This window comes from Pseudomonas sp. NY8896, assembly GCF_039634505.1.
Genome location: NZ_CP132350.1, coordinates 2,374,272 through 2,393,856, shown reverse-complemented (window position 1 = coordinate 2,393,856; position 19,585 = coordinate 2,374,272). Strand labels below are relative to the sequence as shown.

20 protein-coding genes are annotated in these 19,585 nt (G+C 63.2%); 3 read left to right on the top strand and 17 right to left on the bottom strand.

From position 1 onward, the window contains the following. Positions 1-8 precede the first annotated feature (8 nt). Genes ccmI through ccmA form a run of 9 tightly spaced genes read right to left on the bottom strand, consistent with a single transcriptional unit; the run spans position 9 to position 6,925 of the window. Positions 9-1,205 carry a c-type cytochrome biogenesis protein CcmI gene (ccmI, locus tag Q9451_RS10770; RefSeq protein WP_012273470.1) on the bottom strand — a complete coding sequence of 399 codons (1,197 nt, stop codon included), beginning with the start codon at positions 1,203-1,205 and terminating at the stop codon, positions 9-11. Beyond that, on the bottom strand, positions 1,198-1,674 hold the full coding sequence (locus Q9451_RS10765) for a cytochrome c-type biogenesis protein (RefSeq protein WP_012273471.1): 477 nt from the start codon (positions 1,672-1,674) through the stop codon (positions 1,198-1,200). The genes ccmI and Q9451_RS10765 overlap by 8 nt, the downstream gene beginning before the upstream one ends. Further along, a complete protein-coding gene (locus Q9451_RS10760) occupies positions 1,671-2,207 on the bottom strand; it encodes a DsbE family thiol:disulfide interchange protein (RefSeq protein ID WP_012273472.1) in 537 nt (178 codons plus the stop codon). The genes Q9451_RS10765 and Q9451_RS10760 overlap by 4 nt, the downstream gene beginning before the upstream one ends. Next, positions 2,204-4,177, bottom strand: coding sequence for a heme lyase CcmF/NrfE family subunit (locus Q9451_RS10755; RefSeq protein ID WP_171577282.1), 1,974 nt, complete (start codon positions 4,175-4,177; stop codon positions 2,204-2,206). Before Q9451_RS10755 ends, Q9451_RS10760 begins: the two co-directional genes overlap by 4 nt. Before the next feature lie 11 nt (positions 4,178-4,188). After that, complete coding sequence (ccmE, locus tag Q9451_RS10750) at positions 4,189-4,644, bottom strand: cytochrome c maturation protein CcmE (RefSeq protein ID WP_012273474.1); 456 nt, start codon at positions 4,642-4,644, stop codon at positions 4,189-4,191. Beyond that, entirely contained in the window at positions 4,641-4,817 is a 177-nt protein-coding gene (gene ccmD, locus Q9451_RS10745; RefSeq protein WP_012273475.1) for a heme exporter protein CcmD, read from the bottom strand. The genes ccmE and ccmD overlap by 4 nt, the downstream gene beginning before the upstream one ends. Further along, entirely contained in the window at positions 4,814-5,581 is a 768-nt protein-coding gene (locus Q9451_RS10740) for a heme ABC transporter permease (protein WP_012273476.1), read from the bottom strand. Before Q9451_RS10740 ends, ccmD begins: the two co-directional genes overlap by 4 nt. Before the next feature lie 46 nt (positions 5,582-5,627). Further along, a complete protein-coding gene (gene ccmB / locus Q9451_RS10735) occupies positions 5,628-6,296 on the bottom strand; it encodes a heme exporter protein CcmB (protein WP_012273477.1) in 669 nt (222 codons plus the stop codon). Next, positions 6,293-6,925, bottom strand: coding sequence for a cytochrome c biogenesis heme-transporting ATPase CcmA (ccmA, locus tag Q9451_RS10730; protein ID WP_012273478.1), 633 nt, complete (start codon positions 6,923-6,925; stop codon positions 6,293-6,295). The genes ccmB and ccmA overlap by 4 nt, the downstream gene beginning before the upstream one ends. Positions 6,926-7,093: 168 nt before the next feature. Here ccmA and Q9451_RS10725 point away from each other — a divergent pair, with 168 nt between their 5' ends. The 3 genes from Q9451_RS10725 (at position 7,094) to Q9451_RS10715 (ending at position 11,820) form a co-directional block, all read left to right on the top strand. Continuing rightward, the gene (locus tag Q9451_RS10725; protein ID WP_012273479.1) at positions 7,094-8,650 is read left to right on the top strand and encodes a flagellar hook-length control protein FliK; all 1,557 of its coding nucleotides are present in this window, start codon (positions 7,094-7,096) and stop codon (positions 8,648-8,650) included. Then, on the top strand, positions 8,647-8,985 hold the full coding sequence (locus tag Q9451_RS10720; RefSeq protein ID WP_012273480.1) for an EscU/YscU/HrcU family type III secretion system export apparatus switch protein: 339 nt from the start codon (positions 8,647-8,649) through the stop codon (positions 8,983-8,985). The genes Q9451_RS10725 and Q9451_RS10720 overlap by 4 nt, the downstream gene beginning before the upstream one ends. 81 nt (positions 8,986-9,066) lie before the next feature. Beyond that, entirely contained in the window at positions 9,067-11,820 is a 2,754-nt protein-coding gene (locus Q9451_RS10715; RefSeq protein ID WP_012273481.1) for a DUF6543 domain-containing protein, read from the top strand. Positions 11,821-11,875: 55 nt separating this feature from the next. On the opposite strand, the gene Q9451_RS10710 is transcribed toward Q9451_RS10715, so the two are convergent. The 8 genes from Q9451_RS10710 to Q9451_RS10675 all read right to left on the bottom strand — a co-directional run bounded on the left by Q9451_RS10710 (position 11,876) and on the right by Q9451_RS10675 (position 19,581). Then, positions 11,876-12,271, bottom strand: a complete 396-nt coding sequence (locus Q9451_RS10710) for a DUF2802 domain-containing protein (RefSeq protein ID WP_012273482.1) — start codon at positions 12,269-12,271, stop codon at positions 11,876-11,878. Between the two features lies 1 nt (position 12,272). Continuing rightward, positions 12,273-12,752 (bottom strand): chemotaxis protein CheW, encoded by a 480-nt coding sequence (locus tag Q9451_RS10705; protein ID WP_003254393.1) that lies wholly within the window; start codon positions 12,750-12,752, stop codon positions 12,273-12,275. Between the two features lie 41 nt (positions 12,753-12,793). Next, positions 12,794-13,684 (bottom strand): CheW domain-containing protein, encoded by an 891-nt coding sequence (locus tag Q9451_RS10700; protein WP_012273483.1) that lies wholly within the window; start codon positions 13,682-13,684, stop codon positions 12,794-12,796. After that, the gene (locus Q9451_RS10695; RefSeq protein ID WP_012273484.1) at positions 13,684-14,472 is read right to left on the bottom strand and encodes an AAA family ATPase; all 789 of its coding nucleotides are present in this window, start codon (positions 14,470-14,472) and stop codon (positions 13,684-13,686) included. The genes Q9451_RS10700 and Q9451_RS10695 overlap by 1 nt, the downstream gene beginning before the upstream one ends. A gap of 100 nt (positions 14,473-14,572) precedes the next feature. Further along, the gene (gene motD, locus Q9451_RS10690) at positions 14,573-15,430 is read right to left on the bottom strand and encodes a flagellar motor protein MotD (protein ID WP_012273485.1); all 858 of its coding nucleotides are present in this window, start codon (positions 15,428-15,430) and stop codon (positions 14,573-14,575) included. A 2-nt stretch (positions 15,431-15,432) separates the two neighbouring features. Beyond that, positions 15,433-16,173 (bottom strand): flagellar motor protein, encoded by a 741-nt coding sequence (locus Q9451_RS10685; RefSeq protein WP_012273486.1) that lies wholly within the window; start codon positions 16,171-16,173, stop codon positions 15,433-15,435. Beyond that, positions 16,173-17,303, bottom strand: coding sequence for a chemotaxis response regulator protein-glutamate methylesterase (locus tag Q9451_RS10680; protein ID WP_012273487.1), 1,131 nt, complete (start codon positions 17,301-17,303; stop codon positions 16,173-16,175). The genes Q9451_RS10685 and Q9451_RS10680 overlap by 1 nt, the downstream gene beginning before the upstream one ends. 46 nt (positions 17,304-17,349) lie before the next feature. Next, positions 17,350-19,581, bottom strand: coding sequence for a chemotaxis protein CheA (locus Q9451_RS10675; RefSeq protein ID WP_012273488.1), 2,232 nt, complete (start codon positions 19,579-19,581; stop codon positions 17,350-17,352). Positions 19,582-19,585: the final 4 nt, after the last annotated feature.

The window sequence follows — 19,585 nt, the reverse complement described above, 5'->3', positions numbered from 1 at the left end:
TTGCTCTCTTACTGGTCGGGGCTGTCGATGGTCAGGCGCTGGGTGGCCTGAGTAGCGCTTGGCAGCGGTACGCCCTGGCCAATCCACTCGCCGTGAGTAGGCTGGCCAGCGCGCGAAACACGTGCAACCAGTTGGACTTCGGCAAATTGCGACAGTTTCATCTGCGGCATCATTGCGTCAGCATCCGACAATTCCACTTCGATCGGCAACTGCGCCACGGTCACCCGCTTGGCTGCCAGCGGCATCGGTGGGCCATTGCTGGCGCGCGCGAAAATGAACACCGTGTCGTCCGGCTTGACCTTGTCCTTAAGCGCCGCCGCCAGTTCCACACGTACTTTCAGGCGAGCCGCCACAGGCGCAGGCTCGGCAGCCTGTGCTGGCGCTGCGCCCAGCCGCTCGGCGGCGCGGTCGATACCGCCCTGCAGGGCCGCGCGCGATGTATCCCCCTCCGGCAACTGCGCCAGCAAGCGCTTCCAGTAGTCTATGGCTTCCTGATAGCGCTCACCTTCGAAGGCAGCGATACCGCGCAGGCCCAGGCTGGTGACCTCATTGGGGTCGGCCTTCAGCGCTTCGTCCGTCAGCGCCTGTACCTGCGGGCTCCACTGCTTGTCGGCGGCGAAGTACAAGGCCTGGGCCCACTGCCCGAGCAGTTCGGGCTGGCGACCCGCCAGCGCCACTGCTCGCTCGAAGGTACGCGCGGCATCGGCCGGGCGCTGCTCGGCCATGTAGGCCCGACCGAGGAAATACAGGGCCTCGGCCGAATCCGGCTGAGCCTGCACCACACGCTCCAGGCGTGTGGTCATTTCTTCCATCGACTTCGGCGCCTCGGCGAATTCCTGGGTCAGCGCCACCTTGTCGGCTGCACCGAAGTGCAGGTACAACCCCAGCGCCATCAGCGGTACCAGCACGGCAGCCAGCAGCGGCAGGGCCTTGCCAAGATGGCCCTGGCGTGGGGCCTCGGCGCCCTCGGTGTCGGCCAGCAGCTCGCGGGCTGCCTCGTCACGGCCCTTGGTCAACTGCGCCTCGTCGAGCACACCGGCAGCCTGCTGGGCAGCCAGTTCGGCAATACGCTCCTGGTACAGGGCCACGTTCAGGGCCGTGCGGTCTTCTTCCTGCTGGCGACGACGGCCACGCAGGATCGGGATCAGCAAAAAGCTGAGGGCAGCGAGCAGCAGCAGGCCCGCGCTAAGCCAGAATTCAATCATGGGTCTGTTCTTTTTCCAGCAGTTTGGCGAGACGCTCGCGTTCTTCGGCAGACAACTCATTGGCGCCCTGCACAGCCGCACCACGGCGCCGGCGAACGATCACCGCCAACACCACGAAGCCACCGGCCAGCAAAATCCCCGGGCCGAACCACAGCAGCCAGGTACGCCCGCTCAGCGCAGGCTTGTAGCGCACGAAGTCGCCATAGCGGTCGACCATGAAGTCGACGATCTGCTGGTTGCTCTGGCCTTCACCAAGCATGCGGAAGATTTCCCGGCGCAGGTCAGCGGCAATCGGTGCGTTGGAGTCGGCAATGTCCTGGTTCTGGCACTTGGGGCAGCGCAGTTCCTTGGTCAATTGCTGGTAGCGCTCGCGCTCGGCCTCGTCGCGAAACTGGTAGGTGTCGATGGCCGCCTTGGCCACGCCGGCCAGGCTCATGCCCAGTACGGCAGCTGCCAGCCAACGCTTCATGGCTTGGCCTCGTCGACCAGGCCTTGGTACAGCGGCGCCAGCTGCTCACGCCATACGGTGGCATCGACAATGCCCACGTGCTTGTAACGGATGATGCCCTTGGCATCGATCAGGAAGGTTTCAGGCGCGCCGTACACCCCCAGGTCCAGGCCCAGGCTGCCTTGCTCGTCACGGATATCCAGCTGGTAGGGGTTGTGGAACTCGGCCAGCCATTTCTGCGCGGCGGCATTGTCGTCCTTGTAGTTGACCCCGTGGATCACCACACCCTGCTGGGCCAGCTGGTTCAGGTACGGGTGCTCGACCTTGCACGACGGGCACCAGGTGGCCCACACGTTGACCAACGCCGGGCGCCCCTGCAAGTCAGCCTGGGTCAGCGTACGGTCGCCCTGAGTCGAGGCCAGGGAAAACACCGGGAACGGTTTGCCGATCATTGCCGAGGGCAACTCGTCGGGCTTGAGGAACAACCCCTTGTAGAGGAACACCGCCACCAGCAGAAACACCGCCAGGGGGACTACCATGATCCAACGCTTCATGCAGCTGCTCCAGACACGCCCAGGGCATCGCGTACCCGGGTCTTGACCTTGACGCGGTAGCGCCGGTCGAGGGCCGCCAGCAACCCGCCCAGGCCGGTCAACAGACCGCCCAGCCAGATCCAGCGGACATAAGGCTTGATATGCACACGCACGGCCCAGGCGCCGTTCTCCAGCGGCTCGCCAAGGGCGACGTACAGGTCGCGGGTAAAGCCAGCGTCGATGCCTGCTTCGGTCATCATCGACTGCTGCACGGTGTACAGGCGCTTCTCTGGGTGCAAGGTGGTCACCTCACGGCCATTGCGGCTGACCACGATGGTGCCCTTGTCAGAGATGAAGTTCGGCCCTTCGAAGTGCTTGGCGCCCTGGAACAGGAAGTGGTAACCACCCAGCTCCACGCTTTCGCCCGGCGCCATGCGCAGGTCGCGTTCGGCGCTGTTGTTGCTCGACAGCACCACGCCCAGCGCGCACACCGCCAGGCCCAGGTGCGCCAGTTGCATGCCCCAGTAGCTGCGGCCCAGGCCGGGCAGCCCCTTGACCAGGCCCTTGTGGCGGGTCTTGTCGAGAATGTCACGCAGCCCGCCGAGCACCACCCAGGCAGCCAGGGCGAAGGCCGTCAGGGTCGGCCAGTCGAAGTCGTCGACGATGAAGCCGGCAACCGGGGCAAGGATGGCGCTGCCGATCAGCACCGGGGTCATCATGCTGACCAGCCATTTGCCCGGGGTGTCCTTCCAGCGCACGACCACGCCAATGCTCAGCACTACCATCAGCAGCGCCATCAGCGGCAGGAACAAGGCATCGAAGTACGGCGGGCCGACCGACAGCTTGGCCCCCGTCAACGCATCGAGTACCAGCGGGTACAGGGTGCCGAGCAGAATCATCGAAGCCGCCACCACCAGTACCAGGTTGTTGGCCAACAGCAGCGTTTCCCGCGACCACAGGGCGAACCCGACCTGGCTCTTGACCACCGGTGCGCGCAGGGCGAACAGGGTGAGCGAACCACCGACCACGAACAGCAGGAAAATCAGGATGAAAATGCCCCGCGACGGGTCGGCGGCAAATGCGTGCACCGAGGTCAGCACGCCCGAGCGCACCAGGAAGGTACCCAACAGGCTCAGCGAGAATGCGGCAATTGCCAGCAGCACGGTCCAGCTCTTGAACACCCCGCGCTTTTCGGTCACTGCAAGCGAGTGGATCAGCGCCGTACCCACCAGCCAAGGCATGAACGAGGCGTTTTCCACCGGGTCCCAGAACCACCAGCCGCCCCAGCCCAGCTCGTAGTAGGCCCACCACGAGCCCAGGGTGATACCCACGCCAAGGAAGGCCCAGGCGACGATGGTCCACGGCCGCGACCAGCGCGCCCAGGCGGCGTCGAGGCGGCCGCCGAGCAAGGCGGCAATGGCGAAGGCGAAGGCCACCGAAAAGCCCACGTAGCCCATGTACAGCATCGGCGGGTGAACGATCAGGCCAAAGTCCTGCAACAGCGGGTTGAGGTCACGGCCATCGGTCGGCACCTGCGGCAGCAGGCGCTGGAACGGGTTGGAGGTAATGATCAGGAAGCTCAGGAAGCCCACGCTGATCATGCCCATGACCGCCAGCACGCGGGCCAGCATCACCTGCGGCAACTGCCGCGAAAACACCGACACGGCAAAGGTCCAGCCGCCGAGGATCAATGCCCACAACAGCAACGAGCCTTCGTGGGCACCCCACACCGCGCTGAACTTGTAGTACCAGGGCAAGGCGCTGTTGGAGTTGCTGGCTACATAGGCGACCGAGAAGTTATCGGTCATGAAGGCATGGGTCAGGCAGGCGAAGGCGAACGCCAGGAAGGCAAACTGCCCCCACGCCGCCGGCCGTGCCAGGCTCATCCATAGGCTGTCGCCACGCCAGGCACCGAGCAGCGGCACACTGGCCTGCACAGCGGCAAAGCAAATGGCCAGGATCATCGCCAACTGGCCCAGTTCGGGGATCACCAACGCGGCGTTCATGGCTTGGCCTCCCCGCCCGTGGCGGCCTGGCCGCTTTCTTTCAGGGCTTTGCTCACCTCGGGCGGCATGTACTTCTCGTCGTGCTTGGCCAGCACTTCATCGGCCACCACCACGCCGTCGGCGTTGACCTTGCCAAGGGCGACAATGCCCTGCCCTTCACGGAACAGGTCGGGCAGGATGCCACGGTAGGTGATCGGCACCGACTTGTTGAAGTCGGTGACCACGAAGCGCACGTCCAGTGAGTCGGACGAACGTTGCACCGAGCCTTTCTCGACCATGCCGCCAGCGCGGATGCGCGTGTCCAGCGGTGCTTCGCCGTTGGCGATCTGGGTCGGTGTGTAGAACAGGTTGATGTTCTGCTGCAATGCGCTCAAGGCAAAGCCGACGGCAACCCCGACGCCGACCAGCAGGCCGACGATGAGCAACAGGCGTTTCTTGCGCTGCGGATTCACTGGTTGTTCTCCCGGCGCAAACGGCGCGCCTCTTCTTGCAGGTAGCGACGGCGAGCCAGCAGTGGCGCGGCGACATTCAGCGCCAGCACCGCCAGGCAGATGCCATAGGCCGACCACACGTACAGGCCATGGTGGCCCATGGCGAGAAAGTCACCGAAGGTGGCAAAGCTCATTGTGCGGCCCTCCGCCCCAGGCTGTTCAACACTTCATCCTTGACCCAACTGGCGCGTGCCTCGCGCTTGAGCACTTCAAGGCGCATGCGCAGCAACAGCACGGCGCCGAAGAAGCAATAGAAGCCCAGCGCCGTGCACAGCAGCGGCAGCCACATTTCTGCAGGCATCGCCGGTTTTTCGGTGAGGGTGAAGGTGGCGCCCTGGTGCAGGGTGTTCCACCACTCCACCGAATACTTGATGATCGGGATGTTCACCACGCCGACGATCGCCAGCACCGCGCAGGCCTTGGCCGCACTGTCACGATTACTGATCGCCTGGCCCAGCGCAATAATGCCGAAGTACAGGAACAGCAGGATGAGCATGGACGTAAGGCGGGCATCCCACACCCACCAGCTGCCCCAGGTCGGCTTGCCCCAGATGGCGCCGGTCACCAGCGCCACGGCGGTCATCCAGGCGCCGATGGGCGCGGCGCATTGCAGGGCGACGTCGGCCAGTTTCATCTTCCACACCAGCCCCACCACCCCGGCCACTGCCAGCAGCACGTAGCAGGACTGTGCCAGCATCGCCGCCGGCACGTGGATATAGATGATGCGGAAGCTGTTGCCTTGCTGGTAGTCCTGGGGAGCGAAGGCCAGGCCCCAGGTGATACCGACCAGCAGCAGGAGCACGGCAGCGCCGGCCAGCCATGGCAGCATGCGGCCGCTGATGGCATAGAACCATTTCGGGGAGCCCAGCTTGTGGAACCACGTCCAGCTTATTTTCATCAGGGTACATCCAGGGTATTTGCCGGGCTTGAGAGCCCGGGACTCGTTATTCGCCGACGCTGATCTTCAGGCCGGCCGCTATCGCAAAGGGTGCCAGGGTCACGGCCAGTGCCGTGAGGCTGGCGAGCCAGAGCAGGTGGCCGGTTGCCGGCATATTTTGCAACGCCGCTTGCAACGCACCACTGCCCAGGATCAATACAGGGATATACAACGGCAGAATCAGCAACGCCAGTAACAAACCACCGCGCTTAAGGCCGACTGTCAGCGCCGCGCCTACCGCACCCAGCAGGCTCAATACCGGCGTGCCCAACAGCAGAGACCCAAGTAGCACCGGCAGGCAATGGCTCGGCAGCCCCAGCATCAGCGCCAGCAACGGCGCCAACAATACCAGCGCCAGCCCGGAAAAGATCCAGTGCGCCAGCACCTTGGCCAGCACCAGCAATGCCAGCGGGTGTGGCGACAGCACCCATTGCTCCAGCGAGCCGTCTTCGAAATCGCTGCGAAACAGGCCGTCCAGTGACAGTAGCACCGCCAGCAATGCTGCCACCCAGACCAAGCCCGGCGACAAAGTTTGCAACAATTGGCTTTCCGGGCCGACCGCCAGCGGGAACAAGGCTACGACGATGGCGAAAAACACCAGCGGGTTGGCCAGCTCGGCCGGGCGACGGAACAGCAGGCGCGCTTCGCGGCGCAGCAACAAAATGAACACACTCATGCCGCCCATTGCCCCAGGTTCAGTTCACGGTAACCGGAGGGCTTGCGTTCCAGCGTGTGGTGGGTGGTCAGTACCACCGTGCCGCCCTGCTCGCAGTGGGCCGCCAGGTGAGCTTCCAGCTGCGCCACACCTTGCTTGTCGAGCGCAGTGAAGGGTTCGTCGAGAATCCACAGCGGCGGGCAAGCCAGGTGCAACCGGGCCAGGGCCACGCGGCGCTGCTGGCCGGCCGACAGGGTATGGCAGGGTACATCTTCGAAACCGCGCAAGCCGACAGCCTCCAGCGCCGCCCAGATCGCTTCGCGGCTGGCCGGCTGATGCAGGGCGCACAGCCAGGTAAGGTTTTCCTCGGCGGTGAGCAGGTCCTTGATGCCGGCGGCATGGCCAATCCACAGCAGAATGCTGGCCAGGGCATGGCGCTGTTCGGCCAGTGGCTTGCCGCCCAGCAGGATCTGCCCGGCGGTCGGCTGCATCAGCCCGGCCAGCAGCCGCAGCAGGCTGGTCTTGCCGCTGCCGTTGGGGCCGCTGATCTGCAGCATGTCGCCGGCGCCCAGCTCGAAATCGAGCTGTTCGAACAGCAGGCGCCAGTCGCGCTCGCAGGCCAGGCCCGCGGCTTGGAGGTGAAGGGTCACGGTTTCGCCTTATCTTTGTAGGGCTTCGCGCCGGCGACGCCGGCCCGAAGCCCTTGTGTCTCAAGTCACCCGGCGCGCTGCCGTTATACTGGCAACCACGGGCGCTCGGCATTATTACACGCGCCGCCGCGCTGCCAAGAGGCCGGGCTCGACAGGTTGTATACAATCATGACTGAAATCAATAGTCTCGGCGCACAAACCGCGCTCAACAGCCAAGCCATGAAGGCCGGCATGACCGGCGAACTGCTGCGCCTGATCCAGGCTCAGCCCGGCCTGTTGGCCCCCGGCGAGACCGCGCAGGCCGAAGTCGTGTCGTTGCGCCAAACCGGCCAGGAGTTTCAGCTGGTGCTGCGCCTGATCCAGGCCAACGGTGTGCAGACCCAACTGCAGGCCAACGCCAGCCAACCTCTGCCCCAAGGCAGCCAGGTCACGGTCAGCCAAACCGAAAGCAACCGCCTGGCGATCATGCTGCAACAGGCGAGCGCCAGCCAGGTCGCCACCCTTACCCACCTCGATACCAGCAAAGTGCCGGTCGGCACCCTGCTGCAAGGCAAGGTGCTGACCAACCAGGCACTGGCTCAGGCACCCGGCCAACCGGCAGTCTACCGGGCGCTGGTCAGCCTGCTCAACAGCGCCCAGGCCGGCGCCACCCTGAGCATCGACAGCCCGCGTCCGCTGGCCATTGGCAGCCTGCTCAGCGCGCTGGTGCAGGGTGACCAGTCGCTGCGTTTCGTGCCGCTTAGCGGCAGGCAGGACCAACTCAGCATTGCCCAGCAGTTGCTTACCCAGCAAAACCGCCAGGCCTCGCTGCCCGGCCTGCTCAACGCGCTGCAACAGCTTACCCGCGACCCTGGCGCCGATGGCGACCTGCGCGCCAGCGCCGAACGCCTGCTGGCCGGCCTGCCGGATGCCCGGCAACTGGGCGATGCCAAGGGCGTGGCCCAGGCCCTTAACAACAGCGGTGCTTTCTTCGAAGCAAAACTGCTGGGCGGTTTCCCCGCCAGCGTCGCCACCGACCTCAAGGCACACTTGCTGCGGCTGGTCGGCCAGGCCCCGGCCCTCCCGACGGGCACCATCAACCTGGCCCCCGCCAGCCTTGCCGTGACCATGCCGGCGCTGGCACGCAGCGCCCTGGGCATGCTCGAACGGGTCAGCCCCAAACCGCAGCCGGGGGCATTTCCGCTGCCCACGCGCCTGCTCAAGGCCCTGGAGGACGAAGGCGACCTGCAACAGCTGCTGCGCCTGGCTGCAGCTGCCGTTTCACGCCTGCAGAACCACGCCATGAGCAGCCTGCAACAAACCGGCACGCTGGAAAACGGCAACCTGCAGACCACCTGGCAAACGGAAGTGCCGATCCGCCACGGCCAGGAATTCATCCCGCTGCAGGTCAAACTGCAACGCGAAGAAACCCCGCAACAGCAGGCCGACCGCCAACATGAAGCGCAAGACCCGCTGCAAGCCCTGTGGCGTATCGAGCTGGCTTTCGACCTTTCACCACTGGGGCCCATGCAGGTGCAGGCACAATTGAGCCAGGGCCGCCTGAGCGGGCAACTGTGGGCAGAGCGCGAGCCAACCGCGCGGCTGATCGATACCCAGCTCGGTGCCCTGCGCGAGCGCCTGCTGGCACGAGGCCTGGATGTTGGCGACCTGGAATGCCACCCCGGCACGCCGCCACAAGGCCCGCGTACGCGGGTAGAACAACGCTGGGTGGATGAAAACGCATGAGTCAGAAGCACACACGCCAAGCCATTGCCCTGAACTACGATGGCCAGCAGGCCCCTACCCTCAGCGCCAAGGGTGATGATGCGCTGGCCGAAGCCATCCTGGCCCTGGCCCGCGAGCACGAGGTGCCGATCTATGAAAACGCCGAACTGGTGAGGCTGCTTGCACGCCTGGAACTGGGCGAGCAAATACCAGAGGCGTTGTACCTGACCATTGCCGAGATCATTGCATTTGCCTGGCAGTTACGCGGCAAAGTCCCCTACGGCTTCGACACTTCATCAAAAGGTGAGCGTGACGTGACCGAGGTGCTCCCGCTTCTGCCTGGCCCGCCGGCTTGAGTCTCTGGCTCAGCACTATCTACCGCTCCCCTGTCGATCAGTCGATCAATGCTGTGGGTTTCCCAAACCACGGAGACCGACATGACCACCCCGCACATCAATGCTGCCGGCGTACAAAGGGTTCGCGATCATCTGGCTATCCTTCCCCGTCCTGACCACGAGGCCAAACGGGCAATTGCCGATTGGCTAACCAGGCAGGGTGTGAACCTTGACCCTGACCTGATCGATGTTGTCACGCTGCATGTTCACCCCCATGGCTTCGCCAGCTACCAAGCTGTGGTCGTCCAACGTATCAGCCTTACCCAGGCGGTACTGACGAATTGGCAAGGCGAATCCAACAACAATTTCTTCGGCGGGTTATTCAGAGAACCGTGGGCCGGCAAGCTGCCGGAAGATGGCCCGATCACGCTGGTCGATCACTTACCCCCACAACCCATTTACGATAATGGCGCCTGGTATCAAGTGTTCAATGGCCTGTTCAGGCGCACCACGCCCGCCCGTTACGATCACTCGACACTGCTCGACATCCACGCCGAAGCACTGCAAGCACATATAGAAGCACTGGACTTCCACACCCGTTACAGGGCGTCGCTCGATACCTACTGGCACAAACACCTGGCGGACTATCGACTGTGCTGCAAGCTCAACTTCATCGCTGCCTGCAACAAACAGGTCGCAGAAGGCAGCCTGAGCGATGCCGCACGCAAACTGGCCTGGCGCGCCGCCGAGCTGATTCCGCGCGGCAAACGTTTACGCTTGAGCACCCTGAGCATCTACGGCTATGCCGCTACCGATTTGCTCTACATCAACGATGGCAAGACCGACCTGAGCCTGCTCTACGCACCAGGTAACAGTTCGCCAATACTTGAGTTCGCCAGCGAAAATCTATTGAAAGACTGGATGGGTGAACGGTGTAGAGACGCAGCCGGGCGCCAGGCGCTCAAACAACATTTCCGCTTGGCCGACGGCCCGCAGGGCATCGATTTCAGTGGCCTGGACACTGCGCTGGAAGGCCTGGGTGTCTACCCGCTCTACCACCGTCTGCCAGCGGAACATGGCTTTTTCAACGATGACGGCAAATGGCCGCCGCGTACCTATGTCAATTACCGTCCGGACAAGTACAACCCCGACATTACCGGCGACCTGTTTCAGGCCATGGCTGAGCGGCAGCGCCAACGTTGCTACGACGATGCCGACTTCATCATCACCAGCAATGCGCAGGTAAACAAATCCAGATGGGCCAGCTACCTGAATAGCACCCTGAATCTTGTGGCGCCGTTGACATTCGTGGTGCCTGGGCTTGCTCCCCTGCTTGCACTGGGCGGAATAACACAGCTTGCCCTTGGCCTGGACCAGGCCATCAATGGGAAAACCTTGCGCCACAAGCAGCAAGGGGTGGGCAATATCGCTTATGGGCTCTTGAATGCGACCCCCTTGGCCGCTGAAGTCATGGTCAAAGGCACTGCACTGTTCCGCTTTCAGGAGGACGGCTTCGTTCTCCCGCGCAAAATCAATGAGCAATGGGGATACCCACTGAGCCCCGTAAGCCCGCCCCATTTACCGGAAGTGGAGGTAGCGCCCTATTTCCACCACCCCGCGCACATAGCGCCGCTGGAAGGTGCTGATGCCGAAGTGGCCAATTCGGTACGGCGCTATCCCAAGTACAACGGTGATACGGATCAGCTTGTCGGTTACTTGGAAGAGGTACCCGGCTACGTGGAGGAACTCGACCTTGTGTATGACATGGAAACCGATTTGTTCATCACCATTGAAGGCACCAACGAGGTAGCACCGGTTTACTACGAGGCCGAGCCCGGGACCGGCAACGTACGCATCGCCAACCCCGAAGGCCGTAACGTCACCGACCAGATGCGCATGGCATCCCTGCGTGCACTGGGTATCGATGTGCAATTTCCCATACAGCTACCGGCCCCGATCGTCCAAGGCGCTCACCCCATCCCCAAGCTCATTTCGTCACTGTGGGTTGGCGATAAACCCCTTGGCGACACGTTGCTGGATACACTGGCGAACAATGCAGGATTGCTGCGCGATAGCGCTTACCGTTATCGGTTATTCCTGTCTAAAGCAAACCCCGAGGCCTATGCGCAGAACCTGCGCAACCTGGATGCAAAAGTACCTGGGTTGCAAGTGTTGCCCCTGGAAGACCAGGCATTCTTCAAAGCCTTCGAACAAAGCCCGTACTTTGCCCAGTATCAAGCGGCAATCGATGGCAATGGCGGTGTAGCCACCAACTTTTCCTCAGCGTCGGATGTGTTGCGCTACCCGATGCTGCACGCCGAAGGCGGGTTGTACATGGACGTCGATGACCAGCTGCTAGGCACTGCTGCCGGCACCTCCCAGAACACAGCGGCCATCGATACCGTTGCCCTGGTCACCACCGATGACGGGTTGTTGTTGTACCCGCCCATGCAGAACGAGAAGCTGGGCATGAACACGCTGTTCAATACCAGCATGATTGGCAGCCACGCCGGTAACCCAATACTGTTGACGATTTGCGAAGAGATGCGTGCCCGCTACCTGGTCAACGCGGACTTTTATCAGCTGCGCCCCACGTTGGCAGATGACCCCGCGGGTTTCTACCGCTATGCCAACCGGCTAAGCGAGTTGTGCGGCCCCGGCATGCTCAATGCCGTGATAGACCGGGCTCTTCCAGATCTCTATTGCATGCGTCAGATTCACAACCTGTACATGATGCCGCGCATCAACAGCTTCCTGTACGTAGACCTGGAAGCTTTCAAGGCTTTACAGCTCCAGCGCACACCACTTTCCCGCGTGGCCAAAGTGGGCGGCATGCATTCCTGGGCCACTACCTGAATGCCAAGGCGGCAACACCCCTGAACGAAACGGGCGGCCTGGGCCGCCCGTTTGATCAGCCGCTGCGATGCAGCTTGCTCATCAATTCCGCCTCGGCCTGGGTCAGGCCGCAGCTTTCGGTCAGCTCGGCCACGCTGGCGCCCATCCCCACCAGCTTGGCCGCCTGAGAAAACGTGACGTTGTTGGGGTCGCGCTGCTCCAGTTGCTGGATCTTGTCGGGCAGCGGGGCCATCGTCACGCTCAGCTCGTGCAGCGCTTCGCCCATGCGCACGGTGCCGTTCTGGTAGTCGTCCAGGCGCTTGGCCAAGTCCTTGATGCGCTGGTCACGCAGCGCGTCGCCCTCGGCCTGCTGCGCAGCCAGCTCGCGCTGGCGCTTGCTGTAGTTGAGGAAGAACCACAGGCTCAGCGCCCAGACCAGCGCCAGGAAGATGACAGCAACCTGTAGAATCAACTCAGATGTTCTCCAGCTCGGACCATTCTTCCTCGGTCATCATCTTGTCCAGCTCGACCAGAATCAGCAGTTCGCCATTCTTGTTGCACACACCCTGGATGAACTTGGCCGACTCTTCGTTACCCACGTTCGGCGCGGTCTCGATTTCGGACTGGCGCAGGTAAACCACTTCGGCCACGCTGTCCACCAGAATGCCGACCACCTGCTTGTCAGCCTCGATGATGACGATACGGGTATTGTCGGTGACTTCAGTCGGCATCAGGCCAAAACGCTGACGGGTGTCGATCACCGTCACCACATTGCCGCGCAGGTTGATGATACCCAGCACATAGCTTGGCGCGCCCGGCACCGGGGCAATCTCGGTGTAGCGCAGCACTTCCTGCACCTGCATCACGTTGATGCCGTAGGACTCGTTGTCCAGACGGAAGGTAACCCACTGCAGGATCGGATCTTCAGAACCTTGTGCAGACGACTTTTTCATTCCCCTACCCTCAAAATCCGCCGTTGGCGGTGTGTTCGGTGTCATTTCTGTTTGGCATGCATCTGCTTGACCGCGCCACTGGCGATCAACTCGGCCAGTGCGGCGACGTCGAGCAGTGCACACATGTGTTCGATCACGGTACCGGCCAGCCACGGGCGCTGACCACGCTGGCTGCGCCACTTGATCTCGGACGGGTCCAGGCGCAGCGAGCGGCTGACCTGGTGCACCGCCAGCCCCCATTCGTAGCCTTGTACGGAAATCACGTATTGCAGGCCCTGGCGAAAGTCATCGCGGTAGCGGTCGGGCATTACCCAGCGCGCGGTGTCCAATACCTTCAGGTTGCCTGCCTGGCAAGTCAGGATGCCGAGGAACCAGTCGGGTTGACCGAACAGGGGCGTCAGCTCCTGGCCCGCCAAGGTGTAGATCGAGCCCAGGCACACCAACGGCACCGCCAAAGTCAGGCCGGCAACATCGAACAGCAGGCATTCGAACGGCTCGGCCGCCCACACCGGGCGACCGTCGACGGTGGCCGGGGGCAGAGGCAGGTTGGGTGCTGGCAGGTGCACATCGACCAGCGGTACAGCCGGTTCCACGGCTTGCTCTTCGACCAGCACCGGGATAGCGGCTTCGGCCACCACCGCCTGCTCGACCACCGCCACCACCGGCGCTTCCACCGGCATTACGCTGGGCAAAACCGCCAATCTGGGTTCAGCGAACGGCCGCGAAGCAATGCTGACGGTGGCTTCAGCAGGTTCAGGCTGGGCCAGCGGCCGGGCATCGCGTACCTGCTCCTCACGCACCGCCTCGGCGAACTCATCCGCCGCCGGCGGCTCGCTCAGGTCTTCGGCCTCGGTGGCCTCCTGCAGCAGGCCGTCGAGGTATGACTGCAGGGCCATCTGTGGCCGGGTGCTGGTGTGCCGAATCTGGGTCATCAGGCCACCTGCACTGAAGGCTTGTAGGTCAGCAGGTGCTTGAGCAGCGCCCGGTAGGCAATCAGCCCACGGCTCTTGCTGTCGAACTGCGACGGAGTGACGCCTTTGCGGCTGGCATCGCGCAGGCGCGTATCGACAGGAATGTAGCCCTGCCACACCTGCTGGCCATAGCTATCGCGCAACTGCTTGAGCGTGCCCAGCGAAGCCTGGGTACGGCGGTCGAACAAAGTCGGCACGATCTGGTACGGCAGCGCCTGCTTGCGCGAACGGTTGACCATGGCCAAGGTCCCGACCATTCGCTCCAGGCCCTTCACCGCCAGGAATTCGGTTTGCACCGGAATCACCAGTTGCTGGCTGGCGGCCAAGGCATTGACCATCAGCACGCCCAGCAAAGGGGGGCTGTCGATCAGGGCAAAGTCGAAATCCTGCCACAGCTGCGCCAGACTCTTGGCGATGACCAGGCCCAAGCCATTCTGCCCCGGCGACTGGCGCTCCAGCACCGCCAGCGCGGTACTCGACGGCAACAGCGAAATGCGCTCGTCGCTGGTGGGCAGCAGCAGTTGCCCAGGCAAGCCCTCAGGCACCGCGCCCTTGTTCAGGAACAGGTCGTAGCAGCTGTGCTCCAAGGCATCCGGGTTGTGCCCGAAATAGCTGGTCATCGAGCCATGCGGGTCGAGGTCGACGACGACCACGCGCTTGCCGGCCTCGGCCAGCAGGCCGGCCAGGGCGATGGTAGTGGTGGTCTTGCCCACGCCACCTTTTTGATTGGCTACTGCCCAGACTCTCATAGGACGACTCTTGACTCATTCATTACACCGGAGACCCGTGGAAGCTGGCTTGCCGGCAAGCCAGCTTCCACAAGTCAAGCGGTGACAGAGAATTGACGAGTTACTGCCCCGCCACCGTTGCTGGCGTTGCCGGTGCACTTTGTGTGCCAGCCCGGCGCAATGCGGCATCCGGCGTGGCATTGGCACTGCCCGAACCAGTCAGGCTGCGGCGCACTTCGAGGTTGCGGGAAATCACCAGCACCACCCGACGGTTGCGTGCGCGGCCGTCAGCGGTGTCGTTGCTGGCCACCGGCTGGTACTCGCCATAGCCAACCGAGGCCATGCGCGCCGGGTTGACCCCTTCCATGGCCAGCAGACGCACGATGCTTGCCGCCCGCGCCGACGACAGCTCCCAGTTGGTCGGGTACTGCGCGGTGCGGATCGGCAGGTTGTCGGTGAAGCCTTCGACGTGCACCGGGTTGGCGAACGGCTTGAGAATGTTGGCCACCTTGTCGATGATCGCAAACGCCTTGTCACTGGGCATGGCATCGCCACTGCCGAACAACAGCGACGAATTCAACTCGATCTCGATCCACAGCTCGTTGCCACGCACGGTCATCTGGTTACTGTTGATCAGGTCGCCAAAAGCGTCGCGCACATCATCGCTGATGGTTTTCAACGGGTCGACATTGGTCGCGGCCAGGCCCGCCTCGGTCTGCTCGCTGTCTTTCACCAGTGGCTCTGCCGGGCGCACGCTCAATGGCTGTTCATCGCCAATGGGGATCGGCTTCATGCTGCGCTCGGGGTCATTGAAGACACCAAGCAAGGCCTGGGAAATAACCTTGTACTTGCCCTCGTTGATCGAGGAAATCGAGTACATCACCACGAAAAAGGCGAATAGCAAAGTAATGAAGTCGGCGTAAGACACCAACCAGCGCTCGTGGTTTTCGTGTTCCTCGGTATGACGACGGCGACGCATGGTTACTCCATGAAGCCTTGCAGCTTCAGCTCGATCGAGCGCGGGTTTTCACCCTCGGCAATCGACAACAAGCCTTCGAGCAGCATCTCGCGGTAGCGCGACTGGCGCATCACGTTGGCCTTGAGCTTGTTGGCAATCGGCAGCAGGATCAGGTTGGCGCTGGCCACGCCGTAGATAGTGGCGACGAAGGCCACGGCAATACCGTTGCCCAGCTGGGACGGGTCAGCCAGGTTGCCCATCACGTGGATAAGGCCCATCACCGCACCGATGATGCCGATGGTTGGCGCGTAGCCGCCCATGCTCTCGAACACCTTGGCAGCCTGGATGTCACGGGCTTCCTGGGTCAGAAAGTCGACTTCAAGAATGCTGCGGATGGCTTCTGGCTCGGCGCCATCCACCAGCAGCTGCAGGCCCTTGCGCGCATACGGGTCGGGCTCGCTGTCGGCCACGCTTTCCAGGCCGAGCAGGCCTTCCTTGCGCGCGGTCAAGCTCCAGTTCACCACGCGATCGATACCGCCCGCCAGGTCAACCCGTGGCGGAAAGAGAATCCAGCGCAAAATCTGCAAGGCGCGCTTGAACGACGACAGTGGCGACTGCAGCAACGCCGCCGCCAGGGTGCCGCCCAGCACGATCAGTGCCGCCGGGCCATTGATCAGGGCACCGACATGGCCGCCTTCGAGGAAGTTGCCCCCGACGATGGCAACAAACGCGAGGATCAGGCCGATCAGGCTGAGGACATCCATCAGACGCACGCCTCCACCAGGTGCTTGCCGATTTCGTCCAGGCTGTACACCGCATCGGCCAGGTTGGCCTTGACGATGGCCATGGGCATGCCATAAATCACGCAGCTGGCTTCATCCTGGGCCCACACCGTGCTGCCCCCCTGCTTGAGCAGGCGCGCGCCTTCGCGGCCATCGGCGCCCATGCCGGTGAGCACCACCGACAACACCTTGTCACCATACGACTTGGCCGCCGAACCGAACGTGATGTCCACGCAGGGTTTGTAGTTCAGGCGCTCGTCACCGGGCAGGATCTTCACCGTGCCACGGCCATCGATCATCATCTGCTTGCCACCAGGGGCCAGCAGGGCCAGGCCAGGGCGCAGCATGTCGCCGTCCTCGGCCTCCTTGACGCTGATGCGGCACAGCTTGTCCAGGCGCTCGGCAAAGGCCTTGGTGAAGGCCGCCGGCATGTGCTGGATCAGCACGATCGGCGCCGGGAAATTGGCCGGCAATTGGGTCAATACCCGCTGCAGGGCCACTGGGCCACCCGTGGAGGTGCCGATAGCCACCAGTTTGTAGGGCTTGCGCTTGGGCGCTGGCGAGTGCGTGGCCGCCGGGGCCGGGGCCGCTGCACGGGCAGGCACAGCCGGGCGCGCCTGCGCCGGGCTGGTGAAGGTGCTGGCGGGCGCGTGGCTACTGGCAGGCGCAGGCGCGGCGACCGGGGCCGTTCTGGCATAGCTGCCAATACGGCGGTTGCTGCGGGAAATGGTATGCACCTTTTCGCACAGCAGTTGCTTGACCTTGTCGGGGTTGCGCGAGATGTCTTCGAAGTTTTTCGGCAGGTAATCCACCGCGCCGGCGTCCAGCGCGTCAAGGGTCACGCGGGCGCCCTCATGGGTCAACGACGAGAACATCAATACGGGCGTCGGGCAGCGCTGCATGATGTGCCGCACAGCAGTGATGCCATCCATCATGGGCATTTCGTAGTCCATGGTGATGACATCGGGCTTGAGCGCCAGCGCCTGGTCGATTGCTTCCTTGCCGTTGGTCGCGGTACCCACTACCTGGATCGTCGGATCCGCCGAGAGGATTTCCGAGACGCGGCGGCGGAAGAAACCGGAATCATCCACCACCAGGACCTTGACTGCCATAAACACTCCATTAGGCGGCGCAACCCGCCAGGGTGCGCCACCGAAATCAAATACGCCGCGCGGCGTAACGCTTGAGCATGCTCGGGACGTCGAGAATCAACGCAATGCGACCGTCGCCAGTGATGGTGGCCCCGGACATGCCCGGGGTGCCCTGCAGCATCTTGCCCAGTGGCTTGATTACCACTTCTTCCTGGCCCACCAGTTGATCGACGACAAAGCCGATGCGTTGGGTGCCGACCGACAGGATCACCACATGGCCCTCGTGCTGCTCTTCGTGCACCTGGCCCTGGACCAGCCAGCGCTTGAGGTAGAACAGCGGCAGCGCCTTGTCGCGCACGATCACCACTTCCTGGCCGTCGACCACGTTGGTGCGCGACAGGTCGAGGTGGAAGATCTCATTGACGTTGACCAGCGGGAAGGCAAACGCCTGGTTGCCCAGCATCACCATCAGGGTGGGCATGATCGCCAGGGTCAGCGGCACCTTGATGACGATCTTCGAGCCCTGGCCCTTGGCCGAGAAGATGTTGATCGAACCGTTGAGCTGGGAAATCTTGGTCTTCACCACGTCCATGCCCACGCCACGGCCGGACACGTCGGAAATCTCAGTCTTGGTCGAGAAGCCTGGGGCGAAGATCAGGTTGTAGCAGTCCGACTCGCTCAACCGCTCGGCGGCGTCCTTGTCCATCAGGCCCTTTTCCACGGCCTTGGCACGCAGGATGTTGGGGTCCATGCCCTTGCCGTCGTCCGAGATCGACAACAGGATGTGGTCGCCTTCCTGTTCGGCCGACAGCACTACGCGGCCAGTGCGCGCCTTGCCGGAAGCTTCACGCTCATCGGGCATCTCGATACCGTGGTCGACAGCGTTGCGCACCAAGTGCACCAGCGGGTCGGCCAGGGCCTCGACCAGGTTCTTGTCCAGGTCGGTCTCTTCGCCGACCAGCTCCAGGTTGATCTCTTTCTTCAGTTGGCGAGCCAGGTCGCGAACCAGCCGTGGGAAGCGGCCGAAGACTTTCTTGATCGGCTGCATGCGGGTTTTCATCACCGCGGTCTGCAGGTCGGCGGTGACCACATCGAGGTTGGACACGGCCTTGGACATGGCCTCGTCACCGCTGTTCAGGCCCAGGCGCACCAGGCGGTTACGCACCAGCACCAGTTCGCCGACCATGTTCATGATCTCGTCCAGGCGTGCGGTATCGACGCGCACGGTGGTTTCCGCTTCGCTGACGGCATGCTTGTCGGCGGTCGGCGCCGGTGCGCGCGGTGCTGCGGCAGGTTTGCTGGCCGGCGCTGGCGCGGCGGCGGGCTTGGCCACCGGCTGGCTGGTGGCCTTGGCGGCAGCCGGCGCTTGCACCTTGGCCGCAGCCGGCGTCTCGACAGCGGCAACGTCACCACCGAACTTGCCCTTGCCATGCAACTGGTCCAGCAGGGCCTCGAACTCGTGCTCGCTGATTTCATCGCTGGTGGCGCTGTTGTCGGCCACGGCAGGCGCCGGCGCCTTGACGGCAGGCAAGGCGTCAGCCTGGAAAGTACCCTTGCCATGCAGCTGGTCGAGCAGCGATTCGAATTCGGCGTCGGTGATTTCGTCACTGAGCGCTTCGGCGCTGACGGCAGCCGGCGGCACAGCAACCTCGGCACTGAACTGGCCTTTGCCGTGCAACTGGTCGAGCAGCGATTCGAACTCGGCGTCGGTGATTTCGTCACCGGCACCACTGACGGCCTCGCCCTGCATCTGTTCATCGGCCGCCGCTTGCGCCTTGACCGCATCGAGCGAATCGAGCAGCTGCTCGAACTCGCTGTCGGTGATGTCCTGCTGTTGCTCCTCGGCCTCTGCCGGCTCCGCAACCGCCACCTCGGCAACGGGCGCCGGCGCTGCAACAGCTTCGGCCCCACCAGGTTCGGCCAGGCGCGACAACGCGGCCAGCAACTCAGGGGTGGCGGGCGTGACTTCGGCACGCTCGCGCACCTGGCCAAACATGCTGTTGACCGTATCCAGTGCCTCGAGCACCACATCCATCAGTTCCGCATCGACCCGGCGCTCACCTTTGCGCAGGACGTCGAACACGTTCTCGGCGATATGGCAGCACTCCACCAGCTCGTTCAGCTGGAGGAAGCCGGCGCCCCCTTTTACAGTGTGGAAACCGCGAAAGATCGCATTGAGCAGGTCGGCATCGTCGGGCCGGCTTTCCAGCTCGACCAGTTGCTCGGACAGTTGCTCAAGAATTTCGCCGGCTTCTACCAGGAAATCCTGGAGGATTTCTTCATCGGCGCCGAAGCTCATCAAA

Coding starts and splice junctions, on each gene's coding strand:
- ccmI (WP_012273470.1), bottom strand. CDS start 1,205: ATGATTGAATTCTGGCTTAGCGCGGGCCTGCTGCTGCTCGCTGCCCTC.
- Q9451_RS10765 (WP_012273471.1), bottom strand. CDS start 1,674: ATGAAGCGTTGGCTGGCAGCTGCCGTACTGGGCATGAGCCTGGCCGGC.
- Q9451_RS10760 (WP_012273472.1), bottom strand. CDS start 2,207: ATGAAGCGTTGGATCATGGTAGTCCCCCTGGCGGTGTTTCTGCTGGTG.
- ccmD (WP_012273475.1), bottom strand. CDS start 4,817: ATGAGCTTTGCCACCTTCGGTGACTTTCTCGCCATGGGCCACCATGGC.
- Q9451_RS10740 (WP_012273476.1), bottom strand. CDS start 5,581: ATGAAAATAAGCTGGACGTGGTTCCACAAGCTGGGCTCCCCGAAATGG.
- ccmB (WP_012273477.1), bottom strand. CDS start 6,296: ATGAGTGTGTTCATTTTGTTGCTGCGCCGCGAAGCGCGCCTGCTGTTC.
- Q9451_RS10725 (WP_012273479.1), top strand. CDS start 7,094: ATGACTGAAATCAATAGTCTCGGCGCACAAACCGCGCTCAACAGCCAA.
- Q9451_RS10720 (WP_012273480.1), top strand. CDS start 8,647: ATGAGTCAGAAGCACACACGCCAAGCCATTGCCCTGAACTACGATGGC.
- Q9451_RS10715 (WP_012273481.1), top strand. CDS start 9,067: ATGACCACCCCGCACATCAATGCTGCCGGCGTACAAAGGGTTCGCGAT.
- Q9451_RS10705 (WP_003254393.1), bottom strand. CDS start 12,752: ATGAAAAAGTCGTCTGCACAAGGTTCTGAAGATCCGATCCTGCAGTGG.
- Q9451_RS10700 (WP_012273483.1), bottom strand. CDS start 13,684: ATGACCCAGATTCGGCACACCAGCACCCGGCCACAGATGGCCCTGCAG.
- Q9451_RS10695 (WP_012273484.1), bottom strand. CDS start 14,472: ATGAGAGTCTGGGCAGTAGCCAATCAAAAAGGTGGCGTGGGCAAGACC.
- motD (WP_012273485.1), bottom strand. CDS start 15,430: ATGCGTCGCCGTCGTCATACCGAGGAACACGAAAACCACGAGCGCTGG.
- Q9451_RS10685 (WP_012273486.1), bottom strand. CDS start 16,173: ATGGATGTCCTCAGCCTGATCGGCCTGATCCTCGCGTTTGTTGCCATC.
- Q9451_RS10680 (WP_012273487.1), bottom strand. CDS start 17,303: ATGGCAGTCAAGGTCCTGGTGGTGGATGATTCCGGTTTCTTCCGCCGC.
- Q9451_RS10675 (WP_012273488.1), bottom strand. CDS start 19,581: ATGAGCTTCGGCGCCGATGAAGAAATCCTCCAGGATTTCCTGGTAGAA.